Source organism: Pseudomonas sp. D5(2026), assembly GCF_057766845.1.
On record NZ_CM173421.1, the window covers coordinates 3,889,096 to 3,909,358 of the forward strand.

A 20,263-nucleotide genomic window follows, 5' to 3' on the forward strand; every position below is an offset into this window, starting at 1 on the left:
ATAGGCTCTGCAAATGTGGCAGAATGTCGACAGCCGCATTCGGCAAACCGAACTTATCATATCCAAGAATCGTCATCAGCTTAAGGCCCAGATCGCAAATGAAACGAACCGCGTTCTTCATCTCCGACGGCACGGGTATCACTGCCGAAACCCTGGGCCAGAGTCTGCTCGCGCAATTCGAGAGCATTCCCTTCAACAAATTCACCCGTCCTTACATCGATTCGCCGGACAAAGCGCGAGCCATGGTCCAGCAAATCAACGCGGCGGCCGAGCGGGACGGGGTTCGCCCGATCATCTTCGATACCATCGTCAACCAGGACATCCGCGAGATCCTGGCGACATCGAATGGCTTCATGATCGACATCTTTTCTTCGTTTTTATCCCCGCTCGAGCAGGAATTGATCGCCCATTCGTCGTATTCCGTGGGCAAATCCCACTCGATCGGCGGCAATTCCAACTACATGGAGCGCATCGAGGCGGTGAATTTCGCCCTGGATAACGACGATGGTGCACGCACCCACTACTACGACAAAGCCGATCTGATTCTGGTTGGCGTGTCGCGTTGCGGCAAGACCCCAACCTGCCTATACATGGCCATGCAGTTCGGCATCCGTGCCGCCAACTACCCGCTGACCGAAGACGACATGGAGCGCCTGCAGCTGCCGGCGGTGCTGAAAAAGCACCACAACAAGCTGTTTGGCCTGACCATCGACCCCGACCGTCTCACCGCCATCCGCCACGAGCGCAAGCCCAACAGCCGCTATTCCAGCTTTGCCCAGTGCGAGTTCGAAGTACGTGAGGTGGAAAGCCTGTTCCGCAGGGAGAACATCCCCAACATCAATTCCACGCATTTTTCGGTGGAAGAGATTTCGGCGAAGATCCTGGTCGAGAAAGGTGTGGAGAGACGGTTCAAGTAAACCTGTCCGGGCCCGCCCCCTGTAGGAGCGGGTTCACCCGCGAAAGGGCCAGCCCAGGCATACAAAAAAGCCCCGGCATCACTGCCGGGGCTTTGTTTTACCTGACTACAAGGCTCAGGACGGCACCGCCGCCGCCTGCCCGCTCATGGCCAGATCGACCAGCTCGCGGTTGGCCACCGCGTACATCGCATAGTCAGTACCCGTGGCATTGCGCAGGTCGTCGAGCATGGCGCGCCAGCGCTCCACCATTCCCCGGTGCTGCTCTGCCCACAGTGCCACGCGGGCATCCATGTCTTCCGGTGCATCGGCCATCTGCAGGACCGAAATGGTGATCGCCCGCTGCTGCAAGTCGATATCGTCGCGGAATGCCTCGCGGGCCAGCGCCTGCCAGTTGTTTTCCACCGGCAGGTTGCTGATTTCCTGCAGGTACCAGGTCAGGTCCAGCGCGCTGCCCACGGCGAAGAACGCCTTGGCCACCTGCGCCGGCTCATGGCCGGTAACGTCGGCCGCTTCAATGATCGGCAGCAGGGTGTACAAGTGGCTGGTACCCGCCACCATACGCGCCAGCAACTCCGGCACACCGGCCTCGACAAAGCCCTGGTAGCGCACCATCCAGCGTTCGCGGGTGGGGCCTTCGAGCAGTTCATCAAGTTTCAGCCCCAGCTGCGCGATCTTCGGCCCGAAGTGCGCGGTATCACGCCCGGCGTCCTGTTCGTTGCGGCGGCTACGCAGGAACCAGCGGGTGGCACGGCGGCCGAGACGCATCAGCTCGTCCATCAGGGTGAGCTGGATTTCTGCGGGCACCTGATAGTCCAGCGCCTCGATCTGGCGGAACCAGTGCGGCAGGTGGAAGATGTCGCGCACGATCACATAGGCCCCGGCCACGTTGGCCGGGCTCATGCCGGTCGACTCCTTCAGGCGCTGGACGAAGGTGATACCCATGTTGTTGACCAGGTCGTTGGCGATCTGGGTGCTGACAATTTCCCGTTTCAGGCGGTGGCGACGCATGGCTTCGGCAAACTTGCTGACCAGGGACGGCGGGAAAGCGGTATCCATGTCACGGGTCAGGTAGTCGTCGTCCGGCACCAGCGACTTGAGCAGTTGCTCCTTGAGGTCGATCTTGCTGTACGAGATCAGCACCGACAGCTCGGCGCGGGTCAGCCCATGGCCGGCAGCCAGGCGTTCGGCCAACTGTTCCTCGGACGGCAGGAATTCGATGGCGCGGTCAAGTTTGCCCCGCGCCTCAAGGTCGGCCATCAGGCGCTTGTACTCGGCAATCCGCTCGCGGGCGCGGCGGGCGGCCAGCGACAGCGCCTGGGTCTGCTTGTAGTTGTTGCCCAGCACCAGCCCGGCCACTTCGTCAGTCATGCTGCCCAGCAGCTGGTTGCGCTGCTTCTCGGTCATGTCGCCACCCTGCACCACTTCGTTGAGCAGGATCTTGATGTTGACCTCGTGGTCGGAGCAATCCACGCCGCCGGCGTTGTCGATGAAGTCGGTGTTGGTGGCGCCGCCGTTCAGGCCGAACTCGACGCGGCCGAGCTGGGTCATGCCCAGGTTGCCGCCCTCGCCCACTACCTTGCAGCGCAGTTCGTTACCGTTGACCCGCAGCGCATCGTTGGCCTTGTCGCCGACATCGGCGTGGCTTTCAGTGCTGGCCTTCACGTAGGTACCGATACCGCCGTTCCACAGCAAGTCCACCGGGGCCTTGAGCAGCGCGTTAAGCAGCTCGGTCGGGGTCAGTCGGTCGGCTTCGATGGCGAAGCGTTCCTTCATCTGCGCACTGATGGCGATGCTCTTGGCACTGCGCGGGAAGATCCCGCCGCCTTCGGACATGATGCTGGTGTCGTAGTCGCTCCAGGCCGAGCGCGGCAGGTCGAACAGGCGCTTGCGTTCAGCGAAGCTGGAAGCGGGCTCCGGGTTGGGGTCGATGAAGATATGCAGGTGGTTGAACGCTGCCACCAGTTGCAGCTTGTCGGACATCAGCAGGCCATTGCCGAACACGTCGCCGGCCATATCGCCCACACCAATGACGGTGATCGGGTCTTCCTGCACGTTGATGCCGCGCTCGCGGAAGTGGCGCTGCACGCCCACCCAGGCACCGCGCGCGGTAATGCCCATCTTCTTGTGGTCGTAACCGGCCGAGCCGCCGGAAGCAAAAGCATCGCCCAGCCAGAAACCGTAGTCGATCGCGATGCCGTTGGCGATGTCGGAGAAGGTCGCAGTACCTTTGTCCGCCGCTACCACAAGGTACGGGTCGTCATCATCATGGCGCACCACGTTGGCCGGCGGTACCACGCCACCGTCCTTGAGGTTGTCGGTGATGTCGAGCAGGCCGGAAATGAAGATGCGGTAGCACGCCACGCCTTCGGCAGCAATCTCGTCACGGCTGCCGCCAATCGGCAGACGGCGCGGCAGGAAGCCGCCCTTGGCGCCGACCGGCACGATGACCGAGTTTTTCACTTGCTGGGCTTTGACCAGGCCCAGCACTTCGGTGCGGAAGTCTTCTTCGCGGTCGGACCAGCGCAAGCCGCCACGGGCGACGTTGCCAAAGCGCAGGTGCACGCCCTCGACGCGTGGCGAATAGACGAATATCTCGAACTTTGGCACCGGCTTGGGCAGTTCGGGGATCAGCTTGGGGTTGAACTTGAAGCTGAAGTACGACTTGTTCTGGCCGTTTGCATCGGGCTGGTAGAAGTTGGTACGCAGGGTGGCCTTGATCAGGTCCAGATAGCGCCGCAGGATGCGGTCTTCGTTGAGCACCTGCACGTCGTCCAGCGCAGCCAGAATGGCCTGCTCCAGGCGCTGCTGCTTGTCGTCAAGGTCGTCCTGGGTGAGCTTGCGCGCCAGGTAGAAGCGGGTCTTGAACAACCGGGTCAGCTCGCGAGCGATATCGGTGTGGTTGTTCAGGGTGCTGGCGATGTAACCCAGGTCAAAGCCCAGGCGAATCTGCTTCAGGTAACGGGCGTAAGCGCGCAGCAATGCCACGTCGCGCCATGGCAGGCCGGCAGTCAGTACCAGGCGGTTGAAAGCGTCGTTCTCGGCGTCACCACGGACGATGTGGATGAAGGCGTCCTGCAGGGTGTCGTTGAGCTGCTGGATGTCCAGGCTCAGGCCTTCGCTGTAGGTGAAGGCGAAGTCGTGGATCCAGTATTCGCGGCCATTGGCATGGCGCAGGCGATACGGGAACTCGCCGAGCACGCGCAGGCCAAGGTTTTCCAGAATCGGCAGCACATCGGACAGCGCCAGCGGGGTGTCGGCGTGGTAGAGCTTGCAGTGCAGGGTGCGCTCGCCAACCTGGGTCAACGGCTGATAGAAGCTCATTGCCAGCGGCTTGCTTTCCGACAGGCTCAGCACATGCTGCAGGTCGACTACCGCCGAGTGCGCGGCGAAGCGCTCGCGGTACCCGGCCGGGAAGCCTTTGGGGAAATCGGCGAGGATGTTGGTGCCCTGGGCTTCGCCGAAGTTCTCCACCACCAGTGCCGAGTAATCGTCATGCCACGAGCGGCAGGCCTGGATGACTTCGCGCTCCAGTTGCTGCGGGTCGATGTCGATGCGGTTCTTGGGGTCGACCCGCAGAATCAGTTGCACACGGGCCAGAACCGATTCGGAGAAGAAGGTCCAGAACTCGCAGTCGCTGGCCTTCAGGCGCTCCATCAGCACCTGCTGGATCTTCTGCCGCACTTCGGTGGAGTAGATTTCCCGCGGGACGTAGGCCAGGCAGTAGCAGAAGCGGCCGTACGGGTCTTTGCGCAGGAACACGCGGATCTTGTTGCGCTCCTGGATTTGCACGATTGCCATGACCGTGCTGAACAGCTCGTCGATCGGCGTCTGGAACAGGTCGTCACGCGGCAGCACTTCCAGCACCTGGGCCAGTTCCTTGCCCAGGTGAGCCTTGGGATCGAAGCCCGAACGGCGCTCGACTTCGGCCACCTTCACGCGGATGTACGGAATGGCATGCACGCTTTCGCCATACACCGACGAGGTGTACAGCCCCATGAAGCGGTGCTCCTTGATGACCTTGCCGTCGGCGTCCAGCTGACGGATCGACACGTAGTCCGGATAGGCCGGGCGGTGCACGCGGCTGGGCAGCGCGGCCTTGGCGAACGACAGCAGCAGCGGCTCGTTGAGGTAGGCCACAGCGTAGTCTTCGATGCGCAGCTCTTCTGCGGTCAGGCCCACGCGCAGGCGGCGTGGCAAGCCGAGGAACGACTGCCCGTCGTAAACCATCTGGCCGCCATCGGCGTCGCCCTTGACGGTGAATTCTTCATAGCCCAGGAAGGTGAAGTGGTTATCCAGCAGCCACTCGAGGAAGGCCTTGACTTCGCTCTTTTCGTTTTGGGCAGGGCCAAAGGCGGTCTGTTCTACCTGCGCCACCACGTCACGCAGTTTGGCCTTCATCGGTTCGAAGTCGGCCACCACCACCCGTACCTCGGCCAGCACCTGCTCGATTTCGCGGGTCAGCACTGTCAGCTCGGCGGCATTGGCGCAGCGGTCGATCTCCAGATACATCAGTGACTCGTAGCACACGCCCTCGCCCTGGGTACCCTTGGGCAGCAGTTCCAACAGCTCGCCTTTGGCGCCACGGCGCACGCTGAGCACGGTGGTTTGCAGGGTGTGGATGCTGTAGCCACGGCGGTTGAGCTCGGTGCGCACCGAATCGACCAGGAACGGCAGGTCGTGGTGCAGCACTTCGACCACGGTATGGGTCGACTGCCAGCCATTGCGTTCGTAATCAGGGTTGTACACCCGTACTTGCGGATATTCGGGGTCGAAACGCTCGATGATGCGCCAGGCTGACAGGGTGCAGCCGGCCAGGTCGGAAAGCCTGCGTTGGGTGAGTTCGTCCAGAGAGATGATGCCGAAGAACTGCTCGGCGAACAGCGCCACTTGTGGCAGGGACTGCTCGCTGATGTGCTGCGCCAGGGCCGCTTGCAGTTGATGCTGGAAGTCGGCTTTGCTGGCTGCGGTGAAGAACGCCATCTGTGGTACTCCGCTTGGGCTTTGTAATAATTGAAGCGTCGCTGCGTGCGCCGTGTACGGATCAACGATAGCCAACCCGTGGCATGGCGGACGGTAAAAAACCAGACGTTGAACGTGCGCAGGCACGCCCAGGGCTCGCCGAAGCTTAACGACTGATCGGTCATCTACGCTTGCAGCGCTGCGACAATTTCGGTCAAGGGGGGGTAACTTTACGTTTATGCCTGTACGCAAGACTGTCAGAATCCCCTTCCGTTTCCTTTGATTCGAGCCTGCTCATGCAAATCAACACCGCCCTGCTGTTCGCCACCCCTTGCGATGACGAGGAAGACAACATGGCGACCCTGTGTTGCCACAGCGACAAAGGTCAGATGTTCCTGCTTACCCGCTACCCGGACGAGGACACCGTCGACCTGACCCTGGATGATGAGCCGTCGACGCTGGATGGTCTTAAAGTGACCCTGAGCGCCAAGCGCCTGCTGATTGAAGTGGCGGCCGGTGACCGGGACGCGCTGAAGGGGGATGAAGTGCTGGAGATCAACCTGACCAGCGAGTTGAGTGACATGGATGAAGTGAAGGAAACCCTTGAAAACATCCTGGCCGGTACTGGAACCTTGGTCTGCGAGCTGTAGGAGCGGGTTTACCCGCGAAGCAGGCACTGCGGGGATGGCATGGAATCTGAGTGCCCCGCAAAGCCCTAGCCCAATGCTGCCTGCATTTCTTGCGCCTGCACCCGCAACGCCTCGCAAAACGGCTCCACCGCTGCCGATGCCGGCCGATGGTCCGGGCGTATCAGCATCACCTGATACGGCACCGACACCCGTAACCGGCGGATCGGCAACCCGCCTTGCGCCGCCTCCAGCCCGCTCAGCGGGTTGATGATCGCCACCCCCAGGCCTTGCCTGACCATGGCGCACACCGAAGCTGCACTGGTGGTTTCGATCACCGTGCGGCGGTTGACCCCGGCCGCACGAAAGTGCTGATCCAGACGCTGGCGGTAGGTATCCAGACTGGCCAGGTTGATGAAATCGACCTCATGGAAATCACTCAGCTCCAGTTCAGCCTTCACTTGCAGCGGGTGATGCTCGGGCAACACGCACACCATGTTGGCACTGAACAGCAATTCACCATACGCGCCGCGCGGTATCTGTTCGACTTCAGTCAGGCCAAGGTCATGCTGCTGGGCAACCAGTGACTCCTCCAGCAAAGGCGACTCCTGCGCCAGAATGCTCACGCTCACGCCGCTGTGCTGCTGGTGAAAGCGCTGGCAAGCCTTTGGCAACAAGGTTTGCGAGAACAGCGGCAAGCAGGTGATGGCCAGCCGGCCCTGCTCGAAGTTGCGGATGGCCTGGGCAAAGCGATCGATCCGCTCCAGCCCGACGTAGGCGCGCTCGACCTCCTCGATCAGCAGCAACGCCTGGGCTGTGGCCACCAGACGCCCTCCCTCACGTTCGAACAGGTTCAGGCCAGTCACCTGCTCCAGCCGCGCCAGTTCGCGGCTGACGGTGGGCTGCGAGGTGAACAACAGGCGCGCCGCCCCTGTGACGCTACCGGCCGCCATAATGGCGCGGAACACTTCGATGTGGCGAACGGACAGTTTCACGGCAATACCCGGAGAGTCGACAATGGGCATATCAGATATGAATAGCTGGCAGAAGAATAGCTATTTTTCTGAATTCACCCTTTGGCGCATCCTCGTGGCCTTCCTTATACGAGTAACGCCACCATGACCGCACCCTTCACCCTCCTGGCCGAGGCGGTTCGCCAGCACGGCTCGCCGCTATGGGCATACGACACCCGCACCATCGCCGATCGTGTCGAGCAGCTGAACGTGTTCGACACCGTACGTTTCGCCCAGAAAGCCAACCCGAACTTGCATGTGCTGCGCCTGATGCGCGCCCATGGTCTGGTGCTGGATGCAGTGTCGCTGGGTGAGATGGAGCGGGCCTTCGCCGCCGGCGCGAGCGTTGACGGTGACCCTGCCGGCGTGGTGCTGACCTGTGACGCACTGGACCGCCCCACCCTGGAGCGAGTGGTGGCCTCGAAGATCGAAGTCAACGCAGGCTCCATCGACATGCTGCGCCAACTGGGTGAACGCTCGCCCGGCCACCGCGTGTGGATCCGCATCAACCCGGGCTTCGGCCATGGCCACAGCCGCAAGACCAACACCGGCGGCGAAAACAGCAAGCACGGCATCTGGCATGAAGAGCTGGACGAGGCGCTGGCGTGCATCAAGGCCCATGGCCTGCACCTGGTGGGCGTGCACATGCATATTGGCTCCGGGGTGGACTACCAGCACCTGGAACAGGTGGCCCGCTCGATGATCGAACTGATCGGCCGCCTGGGCGTGGACATCGAGGCGTTCTCCATTGGCGGCGGGCTTTCCACCCCTTACCGCAGCACCGACAAACCGGTCGACCTGCAGCGCTATGCGCAGACCTGGGCGGTAGCGCGCAAGGAAGTCGAAGCGATGCTTGGCCACCCCGTGCGCATGGAAATCGAGCCAGGGCGTTTCCTGGTGGCCGAGTCGGGCTACCTCGTGGCCGAAGTGCGCGCCGTCAAGCAAGTGGGCCGCAATACCTTCGTCATGATCGACGCCGGCTTCAACGACCTGATGCGCCCGGCGATGTACGGCGCCTACCACGGCATGACCCTGCTTGATGCCAACGGCCAGCCGGTGGACCGCCCACGGCAACCGACTGTGGTGGCCGGGCCGTTGTGTGAATCGGGTGACGTGTTCACTCAGAATGACCAGGAACTGACCCCGCAGGACCTGCCTCAGGCACAGGTGGGCGACCTGCTGGTGATTCACGATGCCGGCGCCTATGGCGCGTCGATGTCGTCGAACTACAACAGCCGGCCGCTGCTGCCGGAGTTTCTGATCGAGGGCGGGGTGTTGCGGATGATCCGCCGGCGGCAGACGGTGCAGGACCTGCTGAGCCTGGAGACCGACATCATCCCGTGACCGCTTCCCGTAGTCCGCCCATGTAGTGCTCCAGGCGACTACGCAGCCAACGCTCGGCCGGGTCGCTGTCAGTGGTGCTCAACCAGACCATGGCCAGCTCCAGTGCAGCAGTCTCGAACGGCAGCGTCTCGGCCTGCAGGTTGCCCCAGCGTTCCATACCCTGTGCGGCATAGTCCGGGCAGCAGGCCAGCAGGTCGGTACCGGCCAGAATCGCCGGTAGCGAACTGAACTGCGGCACCGACAACACCACCTTGCGTTCACGGCCGATGTCTTTCAACCAGTCGTCGACCACACCCTGGGTGTTGGCGGTCGGCGAAACCTGGACATGCGGGCGTTGGCAAAACTCATCCAGAGAAAGCGGCGTGGTGGACTTGTCGGCCCGCACTACCCTGGCCTGCATGGTGCGTAGCACCTTGCGTTTGGCATTGGCGGGCAGGCCCTTGGTCTGGCTGATACCCACCGTCACGTCGCCCGCCGCCAGCAGGTCCGGAATGCGCCAGTAGTCCACATGCTGCACGACCACCACCACGTTTGGCGCCTCCACCCGCAGCGCCCGCAACAGCGGCGGCAACAGGCCCGACTCGACATCATCGGACAAGCCAATGCGGAAGGTCATCTTGCTGGTCAGCGGGTCGAAATCATGGGTCATGCTGAGTGCCACGGACATCGCATCCAAGGCTGGCGTGAGGTACTTGATCACCTCTTCGGCCCTGGCCGAGGGCTCCATGCGGTTGCCCACACGAACCAGCAACGGGTCATTGAACATCGTACGCAACCTGGCCAGCGCCGCGCTGACCGTGGGCTGGGCGACGAACAGCTTCTCCGCGGCGCGGGTGAGGTTGCGTTCCTGCATCAGCGCTTCGAACACCACCATCAGGTTGATATCGGCTTTGCGCAGTTCGTTGCGGTTCATGGGTGCTCTCGGGCCGTGCTTGTTGTGTGGGTTCAATTTCAGCATCAACAAGCATCCTAGCCGAATCGAAACCTGCACTGCACGCTACGCAATCGCCATCGCCCCGTACTGAGCGACCGGGGTGATCTTCGGCTCTCTTCTCTTCCGCGCCCCTGCCGTGCACCGCCCAGGCGTTGACTCGCGAAGCGGTCATTCATGATGCCGACACTTTTTGGCCGCCATTCGCGCAGTGCGATGAATGGCGGGTTGGGTGGTCGGCGGGGGGATCGGGTCAGGGCCAGCAGGGGGCTTGCCAGAACCTGTTTGGCGCCTGGGAGATCGAGCGCCGCCTGTATGGCGGTAGAGGTGCGTCGCCCGGGAGATCGAGCGCCGCCTGTATGGCGGTAGAGGTGCGTCGCCTAGGAGATCGAGCGCCGCCTGTATGGCGGGTAGAGGTGCGTCGCCTGTGAGATCGAGCGCCGCCCGCGCGGCGCATCGCGAGCTGCGCTCGCTCCTACGTTTGTTTCGGGCCAGTCATTCCTGTGGGATTTGTGCGCGAACGCCTTGGCGCTTGGCACGATATTGCGTCGTACAAACAAGGCGGTCGCGCGCGCCTGTCACAGGCGTTACTGGCCAGAAACAAACGTAGGAGCGAGCATAGCTCGCGATGCGCCGCGCGGGCGGCGCTCGATTTCTGCCACCCCCTAAAACCCACGGCAAACACACCCGGCCATTGCGCAACGTCATGCCAGGCGGTGTGGCCTTGAAGGTATGGCGGTAGAGGTGCGTCGCCTGGGAGACCGAGCGCCGCCTGTATGGCGGTAGAGGTGCGTCGCCTGGGAGGTCGAGCGCCGCCTGTATGGCGGTAGAGGTGCGTCGCCTGGGAGATCGAGCGCCGCCCGCGCGGCGCATCGCGAGCTGCGCTCGCTCCTACGTTTGTTTCGGGCCAATCATTCCTGTGAGATTTGCGCGCGTACGCCTTGGCGCAGGGCTCGATATCGCGTCGTACAAACACGGCGGTCGCGCGCGCCTGTCACAGGCGTCACTGGCCAGAAACAAACGTAGGAGCGAGCGCAGCTCGCGATGCGCCGCGCGGGCGGCGCTCGATCTCCCAGGCGCCAAACAGGTTCTGGCAAGCCCCTGGGTGGCCCTGCTCGACAGGCTGGAACGTTCGGCATTCGGCCGCTGTTACACTGTCAACCGATGAAATAGGCGAGCCAGAGCAAAGGTATGAACCCAACGCGCTACTCCACCGTGGCAAAGGACTTGATGCAAGCCATTGCCAGCGGCCGCTACCCGGTGGGCAGCCTGCTGCCGACCGAATTCGAGCTGTGCGACCTTTATAATGTGAGCCGGCACACGGTGCGTGCCGCTATCAACCAGTTGCTCACCCAAGGGCTGGTGTCGCGGCGCAAGCGGGTGGGCACTCGCGTGGAGGCCAGCAGCCCGCGCGGCGGCTATTCGCAATCGTCGGCCTGCGTGGCTGACCTGGCGCACCTGGCAGACACCCAGCAGCGGGAAATCCAGAGCGTGCGCCACTTTGTCGCCGACCTGAACGAGGCGGCGCGGCTGGGGCTGGTGCCGGGGGAGCATTACTTCTGCGTGTCGAGCATCCGCGTCGACCGGCAGCACCCTGCCGCGCCGCTTTGCTGGACCGACGTGTATGCGCCGCGCGACTATACCGAGGTCATTGACCTGGCCCGCGAGCACCCTGACCGGCTGATTGCCGGGTTGATCGAACAGCACTATGGCCGGTCAATCGCAGTGGTCGACCAGCAAGTGCGCGCGGTTTTGCTGACAGCGGAAATGGCCAAGGCGCTGAAGGCCGAAGCAGGCTCGCCGGGGTTGAACATCATCCGCCATTACCGCGAGGAGAATGGTGATTTGATGGCGGTTTCCGAGACCGTGCACCCGGATGACCGCTTTACCTTGGTCACCCAGATGCGCCGCGACCAGATACTGAAGGGGTAAAGTGAGAAAATTACGACATTGTTAAACTGCAATCACCTGACAGTTTTATCAGTGTCGAACCTGTGACAGGTGAGGCACACTCATACCTCGCTCAGTTCGGGCTCATCAAGACCATGCCTACAGATACTGGCTCTACGCATATATCAAAACGCATGCCAAGCAACTACTTGCCCTATGGCTATCGAAACGCCGAAAAGCGGCCGATCGGAATGTGAGGCTACAGTGGCGAGCCTCTATCTACCGGCAGCGAAACGCGTATCCCCTGAAGTGTTGCAGCCTGAATGACCTGATACTTTTATCAGCTTAAGCCTGTGCACTTCATAACACACTGATGCCAAGTGCCAGATCTGACGGATCTCAGAGATATGTCAACGCATAAAACTTCGACATCACGCAAAAAACACGATCCGGCCATTGCAGCCTGTTCGGAAAGCCAGGCCCATGACCAACATGGCGCCGCACGAACACCCACGGGCCCAACAAAAGGTCAGTCAGGAAACTATACACCCTATGGGTTTCGAAACACCGAAGCGGAACTGACCGGAGCGGTGGGGTTCAATGGTGAATTTTACGCTTCTGCGCTGGAAGGCTATGCACTCGGAAATGGGTACCGAATATTCATCCCACGCTTGATGCGATTCATCAGCCCAGACAACCAGAGCCCTTTCCTCAAAGGCGGCATCAATGCCTATGCCTACTGCCTGAACGACCCTATCAACGCACAAGACCCTAGCGGAAAAAATGCAATCAATAAATTTTTCCAGGCAGCCATTCAGATAGGCAGGAATTATAGAAAACAATTCAAACCCTCCAATACGGCACACCTGCTTTCGAACAACCAAGCCAAACACCTTCAAACCGAACTCAAGAATGCCAAAAAATTAATAAGCGAGGACATCGTAGACATCCATATCATCAACAACAAAAATAACGCCCAAAAAATCAGTCCATCACTCATTTACAAATACACACTCATAAATGAAGGAGACGAAACCACCCTGATCGTCTTCGGCGCCTCTACTGACCCCCTCTTGAATACTCACGCCAGCGGCGCTGAAATGTGGAATTTCAATGCCAGCAACAACGTCAGCGCTGCAGGTTATATCGCCTATAAGAATGGGGTATTCACTGTCGACGACTGGTCCGGCCACTATCAGCCTGAGCACTGGCGCACGGCGCTCGTAAAAGCCTACCTGGAAGGGTTGGGCTATGAGGTGAGAACTGTGCGCCGTGGCTTTGGGTAGCGTGCCCAACCACTGAAAGATGATGGGGCAAAGGCGAATGCCTTCATGCAATACCCCGATGCCCCGGAAAAACGGTTGCGGCGCCGACCGGGCCGGCTTATAAAAGCTCAACTTAACTTTAGGTCGACTCGTATGGCAGCGGACAACACACGGATGCTCACAGTGGGTGAAGTGGCCAAGCGCAGCGGCGTGGCGGTGTCTGCGCTGCACTTCTACGAAACCAAAGGGCTGATCGCCAGCGTCCGCACAGCAGGCAACCAGCGCCGCTATCCCTCGCTGGTGCTGCGTACCCTGGCGATCATCAAGGTGGCCCAGCGCACGGGTATTGCGCTTGAGGAAATCAAACAGGCACTCAGCCGTTATGCCCCCAACAGCAAGCTCACGGCAGCACAATGGAGCGAGATGTCCACGGCCTGGCGCGAAGACCTGAATGCCCGCATTCGCACACTGGAGGCACTGCGCGACAGCCTGGACAACTGCATTGGCTGCGGTTGCCTGTCGCTTGAAGACTGCCCGCTGCGCAACCCCGAAGATGTGCTGGCCAAGGAAGGAACCGGGGCGCGGATACTCGAGAAAAAGGCCCGCCAGGCTGCAGACTTGCCCAGTACGTAACGGTCAAAATGCTCGATAAGCCCGCCTGCTTGTCTTCGACCTTGCTTGCGTTGGAACCATTGCGACGCGCCACCGCCCTAAGCCTGTGTTGTTGACACTCAGTCGCTCACAGGAAGGAACACAAACATCATGAAACGTGAACAGATCGAAGGTGTTGCTGAAAACCTCGCAGGCAAGGCGCAGAGCGCTGTAGGCCGACTGGTCGAAGATCCGGCGCTGGAGGCCGAAGGCGATGGGCGTCAGGCCGCAGGTCAGTTGACCAAGTCCTATGGTGACACGCTGGACACGGTGTCTTCATTCGTCAAGCAAAAGCCTTTCGCCGCAATGGCCATCACAGCCGCTGTCACACTCGTGGTCTCTCGCCTGCTGCGCCGCTGAGCGGGGCACCGCAAGCAAGGCCTGGGCCGGGTATGTGACCCGGCCCGCGCCATCACCAGATGGCGATATCGTAGGTAAGGTACAAGCGGTTGCTGTCGCGCCCGCGAGCGAAATCCGAACGATAGACATAGTTGCGCAGTTTCACGCCCAGACCTTTCATTGGCCCGCCCTGCACCACGTAGGCAATCTCGGCGTCACGCTCCCATTCTTTGATGCCCTCGCCACCTGAGCGGCCATTGTCGCCACTCAGGTAGCGCGTCATGAAGGTCAGCCCCGGCACGCCGGCGGCCGCGAAGTTGTAGGCGTAGCTGGCCATCCAGGTTTTCTCTTCCTCCTCGATGAACTTGCCGATGCCGACGTTGCTGAACGAATAAACGGTCGCACCGCTGATATACGGCAAACCGGCATCTCCATCGAGCACCTGATAACCGGCCCCCAGGGTATGGCCGGAATGCGCATACGCCACCTGGCCACTGAACATCTGGTTGTCGATGCCGCCGCCATAGGCCGCCCCGCTGTCGCGGCTTTTGAAGTAGCGCAGGTCCGTGGTCAGAACCCCGCCAGCCAGCGGCAGGTCATGCACCAGCCCGGCAAAATCCTGGCGATAGAAGTGCTCCAGCTGGCCATGGTACACACTCAGGCGCAGTTGTTTGCTGACGGCATAGTCGGCACCGGCAAAGCTGAAGTCACCCGACTTGCCGCCCCCATAGCCATCCAGATAAATGCCAGTGCTGTTGGACGAGTCACGCTGCTTGAAACGGTCAAGGTGCCCGGCCGTCAGGGTCAGCCCGTCGATATCCGTGCTGGTCAGCTGAGTGCCCTGATAGGTCTGTGGCAGCACCCGCGCATCGTTGTAGACCAGCACCGGTGTCTTGGGCAGCAAGGTGCCGTGCTTGACCACGGTGCTGCCCAGGCGGGCTTTGGCCGTGACCCCGGCACTGGCGAACTCATCCGCCGCACGGCCATCGTCGTGCACCGGCAACAGCCCGGTACCGCTGCGCCCGCGCCCGGAATCAAGGCGTACGCCCAGCAGGCCCAGTGCATCGAGCCCCACACCCAAAGTACCTTGGGTGAAACCTGACTGGTAGTCGAGCAGAAAGCCCTGAGCCCATTCCACCCGTTCGCTTTTGGCCGTGGCGGCAGCGCGGGCACTCATACCCTGCTCGTCACGGAAATTCTCGTTGAAATACACGTTGCGCAACTGCAGCTTGAGCTTGCTGTCATCGACAAAACCGGAAGCGCCGGCAACAGGCAGCCAGCCGCAAAGCAGGCCTAAGGTGGCCCCACGGAACACAACTCGGGACATGATCGGTACTCTATTGTTGTTTTCGGAGTGAGCGGAGGTCGGGGCGCCTGGCGGCGCCCGATAATGCCTAGACGAAGAAGGACAAGGCCCCCGTGAGCAACGCCAGTGCTGTGATCACCAGCGAGGTGAGCACGGCCCATTTCACCGTGGCCTTCTGGAAGTCGCCGATATCCCGGTCGACCATGCCCACCAGCAGCAAGGTGGAGGCCACCAGCGGGCTCATCAGGTGCACAGGCTGCCCCAGCACCGAGGCGCGGGCAATTTCCACCGGGTCGATACCATAGGCGGCAGCGGCGTTCGCCAGGATCGGCACAACGCCGAAGTAGTAGGCGTCGTTGGACAGCACGAAAGTCAGCGGCATGCTGGTCAGCGCCACCACCAGCGGGAACCAGTGGCTCCAGGCTGCCGGAATCCAGTCCACCAGGGTCTGCGCCAGTGCGTCAACCATCTTGGTGCCCGAGAAAATACCGGCAAATATGCCTGCGGCGAATACCAGCAGCACCACGGTCATGGCGTTACCCGAATGGGCGAGAATGCGTTCTTTCTGCACATTCAGCTGCGGGTAGTTGATCATCAGCGCGGCGACGAAACCGATCATGAACAGGATGGCTGCGTGCATCAGCCCCAGCACCAGCGCAGTCATCACGACAATCACCAACACTAGGTTCACATAGGCCAGGCGCGGACGCTTGTGCGGGTTGTCGCCAAGGATTTCCTTGATGTAGCAGTTGCCTCCACCAGACTCCAGGGCAATATTGCCGATACGCCGACGCTCTGCACGGCCAAGCAGATAAGCGGTGAATACGACCCACACCGCCCCGCCGATGACGGTGGGCAACATCGGAATGAAGTACTCGGTCGCATCCAGACCAAGCGCGGCAATGGCGCGGGTGGCGGGGCCGCCCCACGGGCTCATGCCGCTCATGATGCTCAATGACAGCATCGATACGGTAGCCAGGATCATCGGGTTCATGCCGATGCGCTTGTAAAGCGGCAGCATGGCGGCACAGGTAATCATGTAAGTCGTGGTGCCATCACCGTCCAGCGCAACCAGCAGCGACAGCAGGGCGGTGCCGATAGCGATCTTTATCGGGTCGCCATTCACCCGCTTGAGAATCTTGCGGATCAACGGGTCGAACAGGCCGGCGTCGATCATCAGGCCGAAGAACAGGATGGCGAACAGCAGCAGCGCGGCAGACGGTGCGACCATTTTCAGCCCATCGAGCATCATCTTGCCCAGGTCTGGCGCGAAACCGCCAATAAGGGCGAAAACAATCGGCACGATGGTCAGCGCGACGATCGGGGACAGGCGTTTACTCATGATCAGGTAGGTGAAGGTCACCACCATGATCAGGCCCAGAAGTGCGAGCATGGTTTGTTCTCTTGTTTTTATTGTCTATGTGGCCACCTGCAGCGCAGACGGCCCCCTGACCCCCACCCGGCAACGCCTGATGGGGGCCTGTGAAAAGCTAGAGGGTGTCGGGGCTCAGCCGTGGCGGCGCGGTTCGGCGACCCAGTCGGCTGTTTCAGCGACGGAGCTGACCACCGGCTCGCCGTTCAGGCGGCTGTGCAGTGTCTGGCGGTCACAGGCATTTTCCGACAGCGAAACCACCACCGTAGCCACTGCATTGCTGGCAAGACTCGTCAGCGCACGGGCCTCCGACATGAAGCGGTCGACCCCGATCAACAGGGCCAGGCCGGCCAGGGGAATGTCGTGGATCACAGTAAGAGTCGAGGCCAAGGCCACGAAACCGCTGCCGGTAACGCCTGCCGCGCCCTTGGAGGACAGCAGCATGATCGCCAGCATGGTGACCACCTGGCCCAGGCTCAGGTCGATGTTGCAGGCCTGCGCGATGAACACGGCTGCCAACGACAGATAGATGGCAGTACCGTCCAGGTTGAACGAGTAGCCAGTGGGCAGCACCAGGCCAACCACGCCTTTTTTGCACCCAAGCTTCTCGAGTTTCTCGAGCATTCGCGGCAGCACCGGCTCGGTTGAAGAAGTCCCCAGCACCACAAGGAACTCTTCGCGGAAATAGCGCAGCAGCTTCCACAGGCTGAAGCCATGGGCCCGGCAGATGCCACCGAGCACCACCAGCACGAAGAACGCGCAGGCGATGTACAACGTCCCCACCAGCTTGGCCAGCGAGCCAAGGGACGTAATGCCGTACTGGCCAACGGTGAATGCCAGTGCGCCGAAAGCGCCGACCGGGGCAAAGCGCATCAGGTAGCCGAAGATGCGGAACACCATGGTCGAAGCCGACTCCAGCACGTCCAGTACCGGCTTGCCCTTTTCGCCCATCGACGAGAGGGCGAAACCGCTGAGTACGGCGATGAACAGGACCGGCAAGACCTCACCCTTGTTGAAGGCACCGATGAAGGTGTCCGGGATGATGTGCATGAAGAAGTCCACCACGCTCAGCTTGGCAGCCGAGGCGGTGTACTGGCTCAGGCCCGCCGTACTCAGGGTAGCGGGATCGATGTTCATGCCGACACCTGGCTTGAACAGATAGACCGCTGCCAGTCCGATCACCAGGCTGACCATCGTCAGGCCCAGGAACAGCAGCAGGGTCTTGCTCATCAAGCGTCCCAGGGAACGTTTGTCAGTCATGCCGGCGATGCCGGTGACGATGGTGCAGAACACCACCGGCGCGATCATCATCTTGATCAGTTTGATGAACGCATCACCCAGCGGCTTGAGGGCCACGGCCTGTTGCGCCCAGAAGTGTCCGACCACCACGCCCAGCAGGACGGCGCAGAGAATCTGGAAATACAGCGATTTGGCGAGTCTCATGAGGCATCACCCATTGTTGAAATTGTGCGGATGCGCTTGTTACGAATGTGCAGGTCTGGATCAGCGCCTGGAGCTACCCGGCCAACCTGCGGAATGTAGGGGCGTAGACGAACCCTGAGAAGAGCCGCCGGGCGGTTCGCACCACCGAAGCCTGGATCGTCTTGCCATCGGCACCGCTGCGCGTCAGCGCAACATCGATGCCGCCACTTGGATGCTCCAGGCGGACCTCGGCCAGTTGCTGTGCACCTTCGCCCAACAGGTCGGCAATCACGGTGCCAGGGCTGACGCAGGCAGTCGCCAGCCCCACCGCGCCAGTGATCGCCAAGGCACGATGGCAGTTGTGCGGCATGAAATAGCGAACCTGCAGCGTGCCGTCGTAGCGCGGCTTGGACACCAGCACTGGCTTGGGGATGACCATGCCACTGACATCGCCCAGGCCCATGGCCTTTCCGGCCTTCAGCCGCAACGCTTCCAGGCGTTTGAGCAGCGCGCTGTCGGCGTCCAGCTGAGCAGGGGTTTCCGAGCCACTGACCCCCAATTGGCTAGCCTCTACCACCATCATCGGCATGGCCATGTCGATGCAGGTCACCGGCACGCCATCAATCACGTCCTGGGCCTTGCCCGTGGGGAACAGCTTGCCGGTCTTGCTGCCGACCGCGTCGAGGAAGGTCAGGTGCACCGGGGCGGCAGTGCCCGGAACCCCATCGATCGCCGTGCGGCCTTCGTAGCGCACGATCCCGCCGGGCGTTTCGACCAGCGAATTGACGAAAGTGCCGGTGTTCAGGTTGCGAATGCGCACCAAGGTCTTGCCTTCCTGGCCTTTTACCAACCCCTGTTCGATGGCGAATGGCCCAACAGCACACAGCATGTTGCCGCAGTTGGGGGCCGTATCGACCCGGCGCTGTGCGACCATGACCTGCACGAACAGGTAGTCGACGTCAGCGTCGGCGTGCAGTGACGGGCTGATGATTGCCACCTTGCTGGTCTGCGGGCTGCCGCCACCGATACCGTCGATTTCCAGCTCATGGCCAGAGCCCATGAGGTTGATCAGCAACTCGTCGCGCTCGACCACATTGGCAGGCAGGTCCCAGGCGTGAAAGAACGGCCCTTTGGAGGTACCGCCGCGCATGAGTACGCAAGGAATTCGTTGCATGATTTCGCACTCTTGTTGATCAATGGACATCATTGATGCTGTGGGCAAAAGAGTGACAGGGATGGATAAATCAATCCAATGCAAATATCGTAGCGATTATTGCCTTTCACAAAATAATTCCTCTTTGAACGGGCCAAGGCTTTTATATGGAATATGAGCTTCAAGACATCCGATCTTTCGTGAAAATCGCCGAACTCGGCAGCTTCCACGAAGCCGCCGAAGCACTGCATCTCTCCCAGCCAGCGCTAAGCCGGCGCATAAAGAAGCTGGAGGAAGGCCTAGGTACCTCCTTGCTCGAGCGCACCACCCGTCGCGTCAGCCTGACCAGCGTCGGGCGCGACTTTTTGCCCAAAGCCAGACGGTTACTGGACGACTTCGAAGACTCCATTCTCAGCATCCGCGAACTGGCAGAACGACAAACCGGCCAGGTCACCCTTGCCTGCATCCCCACGGCAGCGTTCTACTTCCTGCCGTCGGTGATCCGCGACTACAACGAGCAGTACCCGAAAATCCGTATTCGCCTGCTCGATCTAAGCGCCAACGACGGGCTTGAAGCGGTGCTGCGGGGTGAGGCTGACTTCGGCATCAACATGATGAGCGGGCAACACCCGGACATCGAGTTCGTCTCGCTGGTGCAGGAACACTTCGTCCTGGCCTGCCGGCGCGACCACAAACTGGCAGGCCGTGACGCCGTCACCTGGACCGAGCTTGCCGATTACCGCCTGATCGGCGTAGGCCGACTGAGCGGCAATCGCATGCTGCTCGACCACGCGCTATCCGGGCTCAACTTGCGCCCCAAGTGGTTTTACGAGGTACAACACCTCTCGACCTCGCTCGGCATGGTGGAGGCCGGCCTGGGGGTATCGGCCATGCCCAGCCTGGCCATGCCCAACGCCGACCATCCGACCCTGGTCAGTGTTCCGTTGATCGAACCCCAGGTCACCCGAACACTCGGCCTGGTTTACCGACGCGGCGCCTCGCTTTCGCCTGCAGCTGAAAAATTCGTGTCGATCCTGCTGGAGAAATGGCCCAATCGTTGACTGGGCGTGCCCGT

The 20,263-nt window shown here is 61.2% G+C and carries 15 protein-coding genes; 8 read left to right on the forward strand and 7 right to left on the reverse strand.

Annotation, left to right across the window (positions count from 1 at the left end; translation table 11 throughout):
* The first annotated feature begins 98 nt into the window (after nt 1–98).
* The gene (ppsR, locus tag AC3B5Q_RS18010; RefSeq protein WP_021785502.1) at nt 99–917 is read left to right on the forward strand and encodes a posphoenolpyruvate synthetase regulatory kinase/phosphorylase PpsR; all 819 of its coding nucleotides are present in this window, start codon (nt 99–101) and stop codon (nt 915–917) included.
* Nucleotides 918–1,031: 114 nt separating this feature from the next.
* Here ppsR and AC3B5Q_RS18015 read toward each other — a convergent pair whose 3' ends face one another.
* Complete coding sequence (locus tag AC3B5Q_RS18015) at nt 1,032–5,897, reverse strand: NAD-glutamate dehydrogenase (protein WP_274118782.1); 4,866 nt, start codon at nt 5,895–5,897, stop codon at nt 1,032–1,034.
* 275 nt (nt 5,898–6,172) lie between these two features.
* Here AC3B5Q_RS18015 and AC3B5Q_RS18020 point away from each other — a divergent pair, with 275 nt between their 5' ends.
* Complete coding sequence (locus AC3B5Q_RS18020) at nt 6,173–6,526, forward strand: hypothetical protein (protein WP_014591821.1); 354 nt, start codon at nt 6,173–6,175, stop codon at nt 6,524–6,526.
* A 65-nt stretch (nt 6,527–6,591) separates the two neighbouring features.
* Here the strand turns inward: AC3B5Q_RS18020 and AC3B5Q_RS18025 are convergent, their stop codons facing one another.
* Nucleotides 6,592–7,497 (reverse strand): LysR family transcriptional regulator, encoded by a 906-nt coding sequence (locus AC3B5Q_RS18025; protein WP_021785504.1) that lies wholly within the window; start codon nt 7,495–7,497, stop codon nt 6,592–6,594.
* A gap of 123 nt (nt 7,498–7,620) precedes the next feature.
* Here AC3B5Q_RS18025 and lysA point away from each other — a divergent pair, with 123 nt between their 5' ends.
* Nucleotides 7,621–8,859 carry a diaminopimelate decarboxylase gene (gene lysA, locus AC3B5Q_RS18030; RefSeq protein WP_274118781.1) on the forward strand — a complete coding sequence of 413 codons (1,239 nt, stop codon included), beginning with the start codon at nt 7,621–7,623 and terminating at the stop codon, nt 8,857–8,859.
* Here lysA and AC3B5Q_RS18035 read toward each other — a convergent pair.
* Nucleotides 8,849–9,772 (reverse strand): LysR family transcriptional regulator, encoded by a 924-nt coding sequence (locus tag AC3B5Q_RS18035; protein ID WP_172402883.1) that lies wholly within the window; start codon nt 9,770–9,772, stop codon nt 8,849–8,851. The genes lysA and AC3B5Q_RS18035 overlap by 11 nt on opposite strands.
* Nucleotides 9,773–10,981: 1,209 nt before the next feature.
* Between AC3B5Q_RS18035 and AC3B5Q_RS18040 the strand changes: the two genes are divergently transcribed.
* The 4 genes from AC3B5Q_RS18040 to AC3B5Q_RS18055 all read left to right on the forward strand — a co-directional run bounded on the left by AC3B5Q_RS18040 (nt 10,982) and on the right by AC3B5Q_RS18055 (nt 13,956).
* On the forward strand, nt 10,982–11,722 hold the full coding sequence (locus tag AC3B5Q_RS18040) for a GntR family transcriptional regulator (protein ID WP_021784022.1): 741 nt from the start codon (nt 10,982–10,984) through the stop codon (nt 11,720–11,722).
* A gap of 365 nt (nt 11,723–12,087) precedes the next feature.
* Nucleotides 12,088–12,966: an RHS repeat-associated core domain-containing protein gene (locus AC3B5Q_RS18045; protein WP_331245220.1), complete on the forward strand. Its 879-nt coding sequence runs from the start codon at nt 12,088–12,090 to the stop codon at nt 12,964–12,966.
* Between the two features lie 132 nt (nt 12,967–13,098).
* Nucleotides 13,099–13,578, forward strand: a complete 480-nt coding sequence (soxR, locus tag AC3B5Q_RS18050) for a redox-sensitive transcriptional activator SoxR (protein ID WP_028698043.1) — start codon at nt 13,099–13,101, stop codon at nt 13,576–13,578.
* A 129-nt stretch (nt 13,579–13,707) separates the two neighbouring features.
* The gene (locus AC3B5Q_RS18055; protein WP_274118714.1) at nt 13,708–13,956 is read left to right on the forward strand and encodes a CsbD family protein; all 249 of its coding nucleotides are present in this window, start codon (nt 13,708–13,710) and stop codon (nt 13,954–13,956) included.
* Between the two features lie 52 nt (nt 13,957–14,008).
* On the opposite strand, the gene AC3B5Q_RS18060 is transcribed toward AC3B5Q_RS18055, so the two are convergent.
* From AC3B5Q_RS18060 to AC3B5Q_RS18075, 4 genes are all read right to left on the reverse strand, one after another.
* Complete coding sequence (locus AC3B5Q_RS18060) at nt 14,009–15,262, reverse strand: OprD family porin (protein ID WP_021784026.1); 1,254 nt, start codon at nt 15,260–15,262, stop codon at nt 14,009–14,011.
* Between the two features lie 67 nt (nt 15,263–15,329).
* Entirely contained in the window at nt 15,330–16,634 is a 1,305-nt protein-coding gene (locus AC3B5Q_RS18065) for a CitMHS family transporter (protein WP_274118712.1), read from the reverse strand.
* A gap of 114 nt (nt 16,635–16,748) precedes the next feature.
* Complete coding sequence (locus AC3B5Q_RS18070; protein WP_021784028.1) at nt 16,749–18,056, reverse strand: dicarboxylate/amino acid:cation symporter; 1,308 nt, start codon at nt 18,054–18,056, stop codon at nt 16,749–16,751.
* 73 nt (nt 18,057–18,129) lie between these two features.
* Nucleotides 18,130–19,209, reverse strand: a complete 1,080-nt coding sequence (locus AC3B5Q_RS18075; RefSeq protein WP_021784029.1) for a 4-oxalomesaconate tautomerase — start codon at nt 19,207–19,209, stop codon at nt 18,130–18,132.
* A 146-nt stretch (nt 19,210–19,355) separates the two neighbouring features.
* Here AC3B5Q_RS18075 and AC3B5Q_RS18080 point away from each other — a divergent pair, with 146 nt between their 5' ends.
* Nucleotides 19,356–20,249 (forward strand): LysR family transcriptional regulator, encoded by an 894-nt coding sequence (locus AC3B5Q_RS18080; protein ID WP_021784030.1) that lies wholly within the window; start codon nt 19,356–19,358, stop codon nt 20,247–20,249.
* Nucleotides 20,250–20,263 lie beyond the last annotated feature (14 nt).

Bases quoted from the DNA above. Each gene is read 5' to 3' on its own strand.
- AC3B5Q_RS18065 (WP_274118712.1), bottom strand. From the start codon at position 16,634: ATGCTCGCACTTCTGGGCCTGATCATGGTGGTGACCTTCACCTACCTG.
- AC3B5Q_RS18055 (WP_274118714.1), top strand. From the start codon at position 13,708: ATGAAACGTGAACAGATCGAAGGTGTTGCTGAAAACCTCGCAGGCAAG.
- AC3B5Q_RS18075 (WP_021784029.1), bottom strand. From the start codon at position 19,209: ATGCAACGAATTCCTTGCGTACTCATGCGCGGCGGTACCTCCAAAGGG.
- ppsR (WP_021785502.1), top strand. From the start codon at position 99: ATGAAACGAACCGCGTTCTTCATCTCCGACGGCACGGGTATCACTGCC.
- AC3B5Q_RS18070 (WP_021784028.1), bottom strand. From the start codon at position 18,056: ATGAGACTCGCCAAATCGCTGTATTTCCAGATTCTCTGCGCCGTCCTG.
- AC3B5Q_RS18045 (WP_331245220.1), top strand. From the start codon at position 12,088: ATGTCAACGCATAAAACTTCGACATCACGCAAAAAACACGATCCGGCC.
- AC3B5Q_RS18080 (WP_021784030.1), top strand. From the start codon at position 19,356: ATGGAATATGAGCTTCAAGACATCCGATCTTTCGTGAAAATCGCCGAA.
- soxR (WP_028698043.1), top strand. From the start codon at position 13,099: ATGGCAGCGGACAACACACGGATGCTCACAGTGGGTGAAGTGGCCAAG.
- lysA (WP_274118781.1), top strand. From the start codon at position 7,621: ATGACCGCACCCTTCACCCTCCTGGCCGAGGCGGTTCGCCAGCACGGC.
- AC3B5Q_RS18040 (WP_021784022.1), top strand. From the start codon at position 10,982: ATGAACCCAACGCGCTACTCCACCGTGGCAAAGGACTTGATGCAAGCC.
- AC3B5Q_RS18035 (WP_172402883.1), bottom strand. From the start codon at position 9,772: ATGAACCGCAACGAACTGCGCAAAGCCGATATCAACCTGATGGTGGTG.
- AC3B5Q_RS18020 (WP_014591821.1), top strand. From the start codon at position 6,173: ATGCAAATCAACACCGCCCTGCTGTTCGCCACCCCTTGCGATGACGAG.
- AC3B5Q_RS18060 (WP_021784026.1), bottom strand. From the start codon at position 15,262: ATGTCCCGAGTTGTGTTCCGTGGGGCCACCTTAGGCCTGCTTTGCGGC.
- AC3B5Q_RS18015 (WP_274118782.1), bottom strand. From the start codon at position 5,897: ATGGCGTTCTTCACCGCAGCCAGCAAAGCCGACTTCCAGCATCAACTG.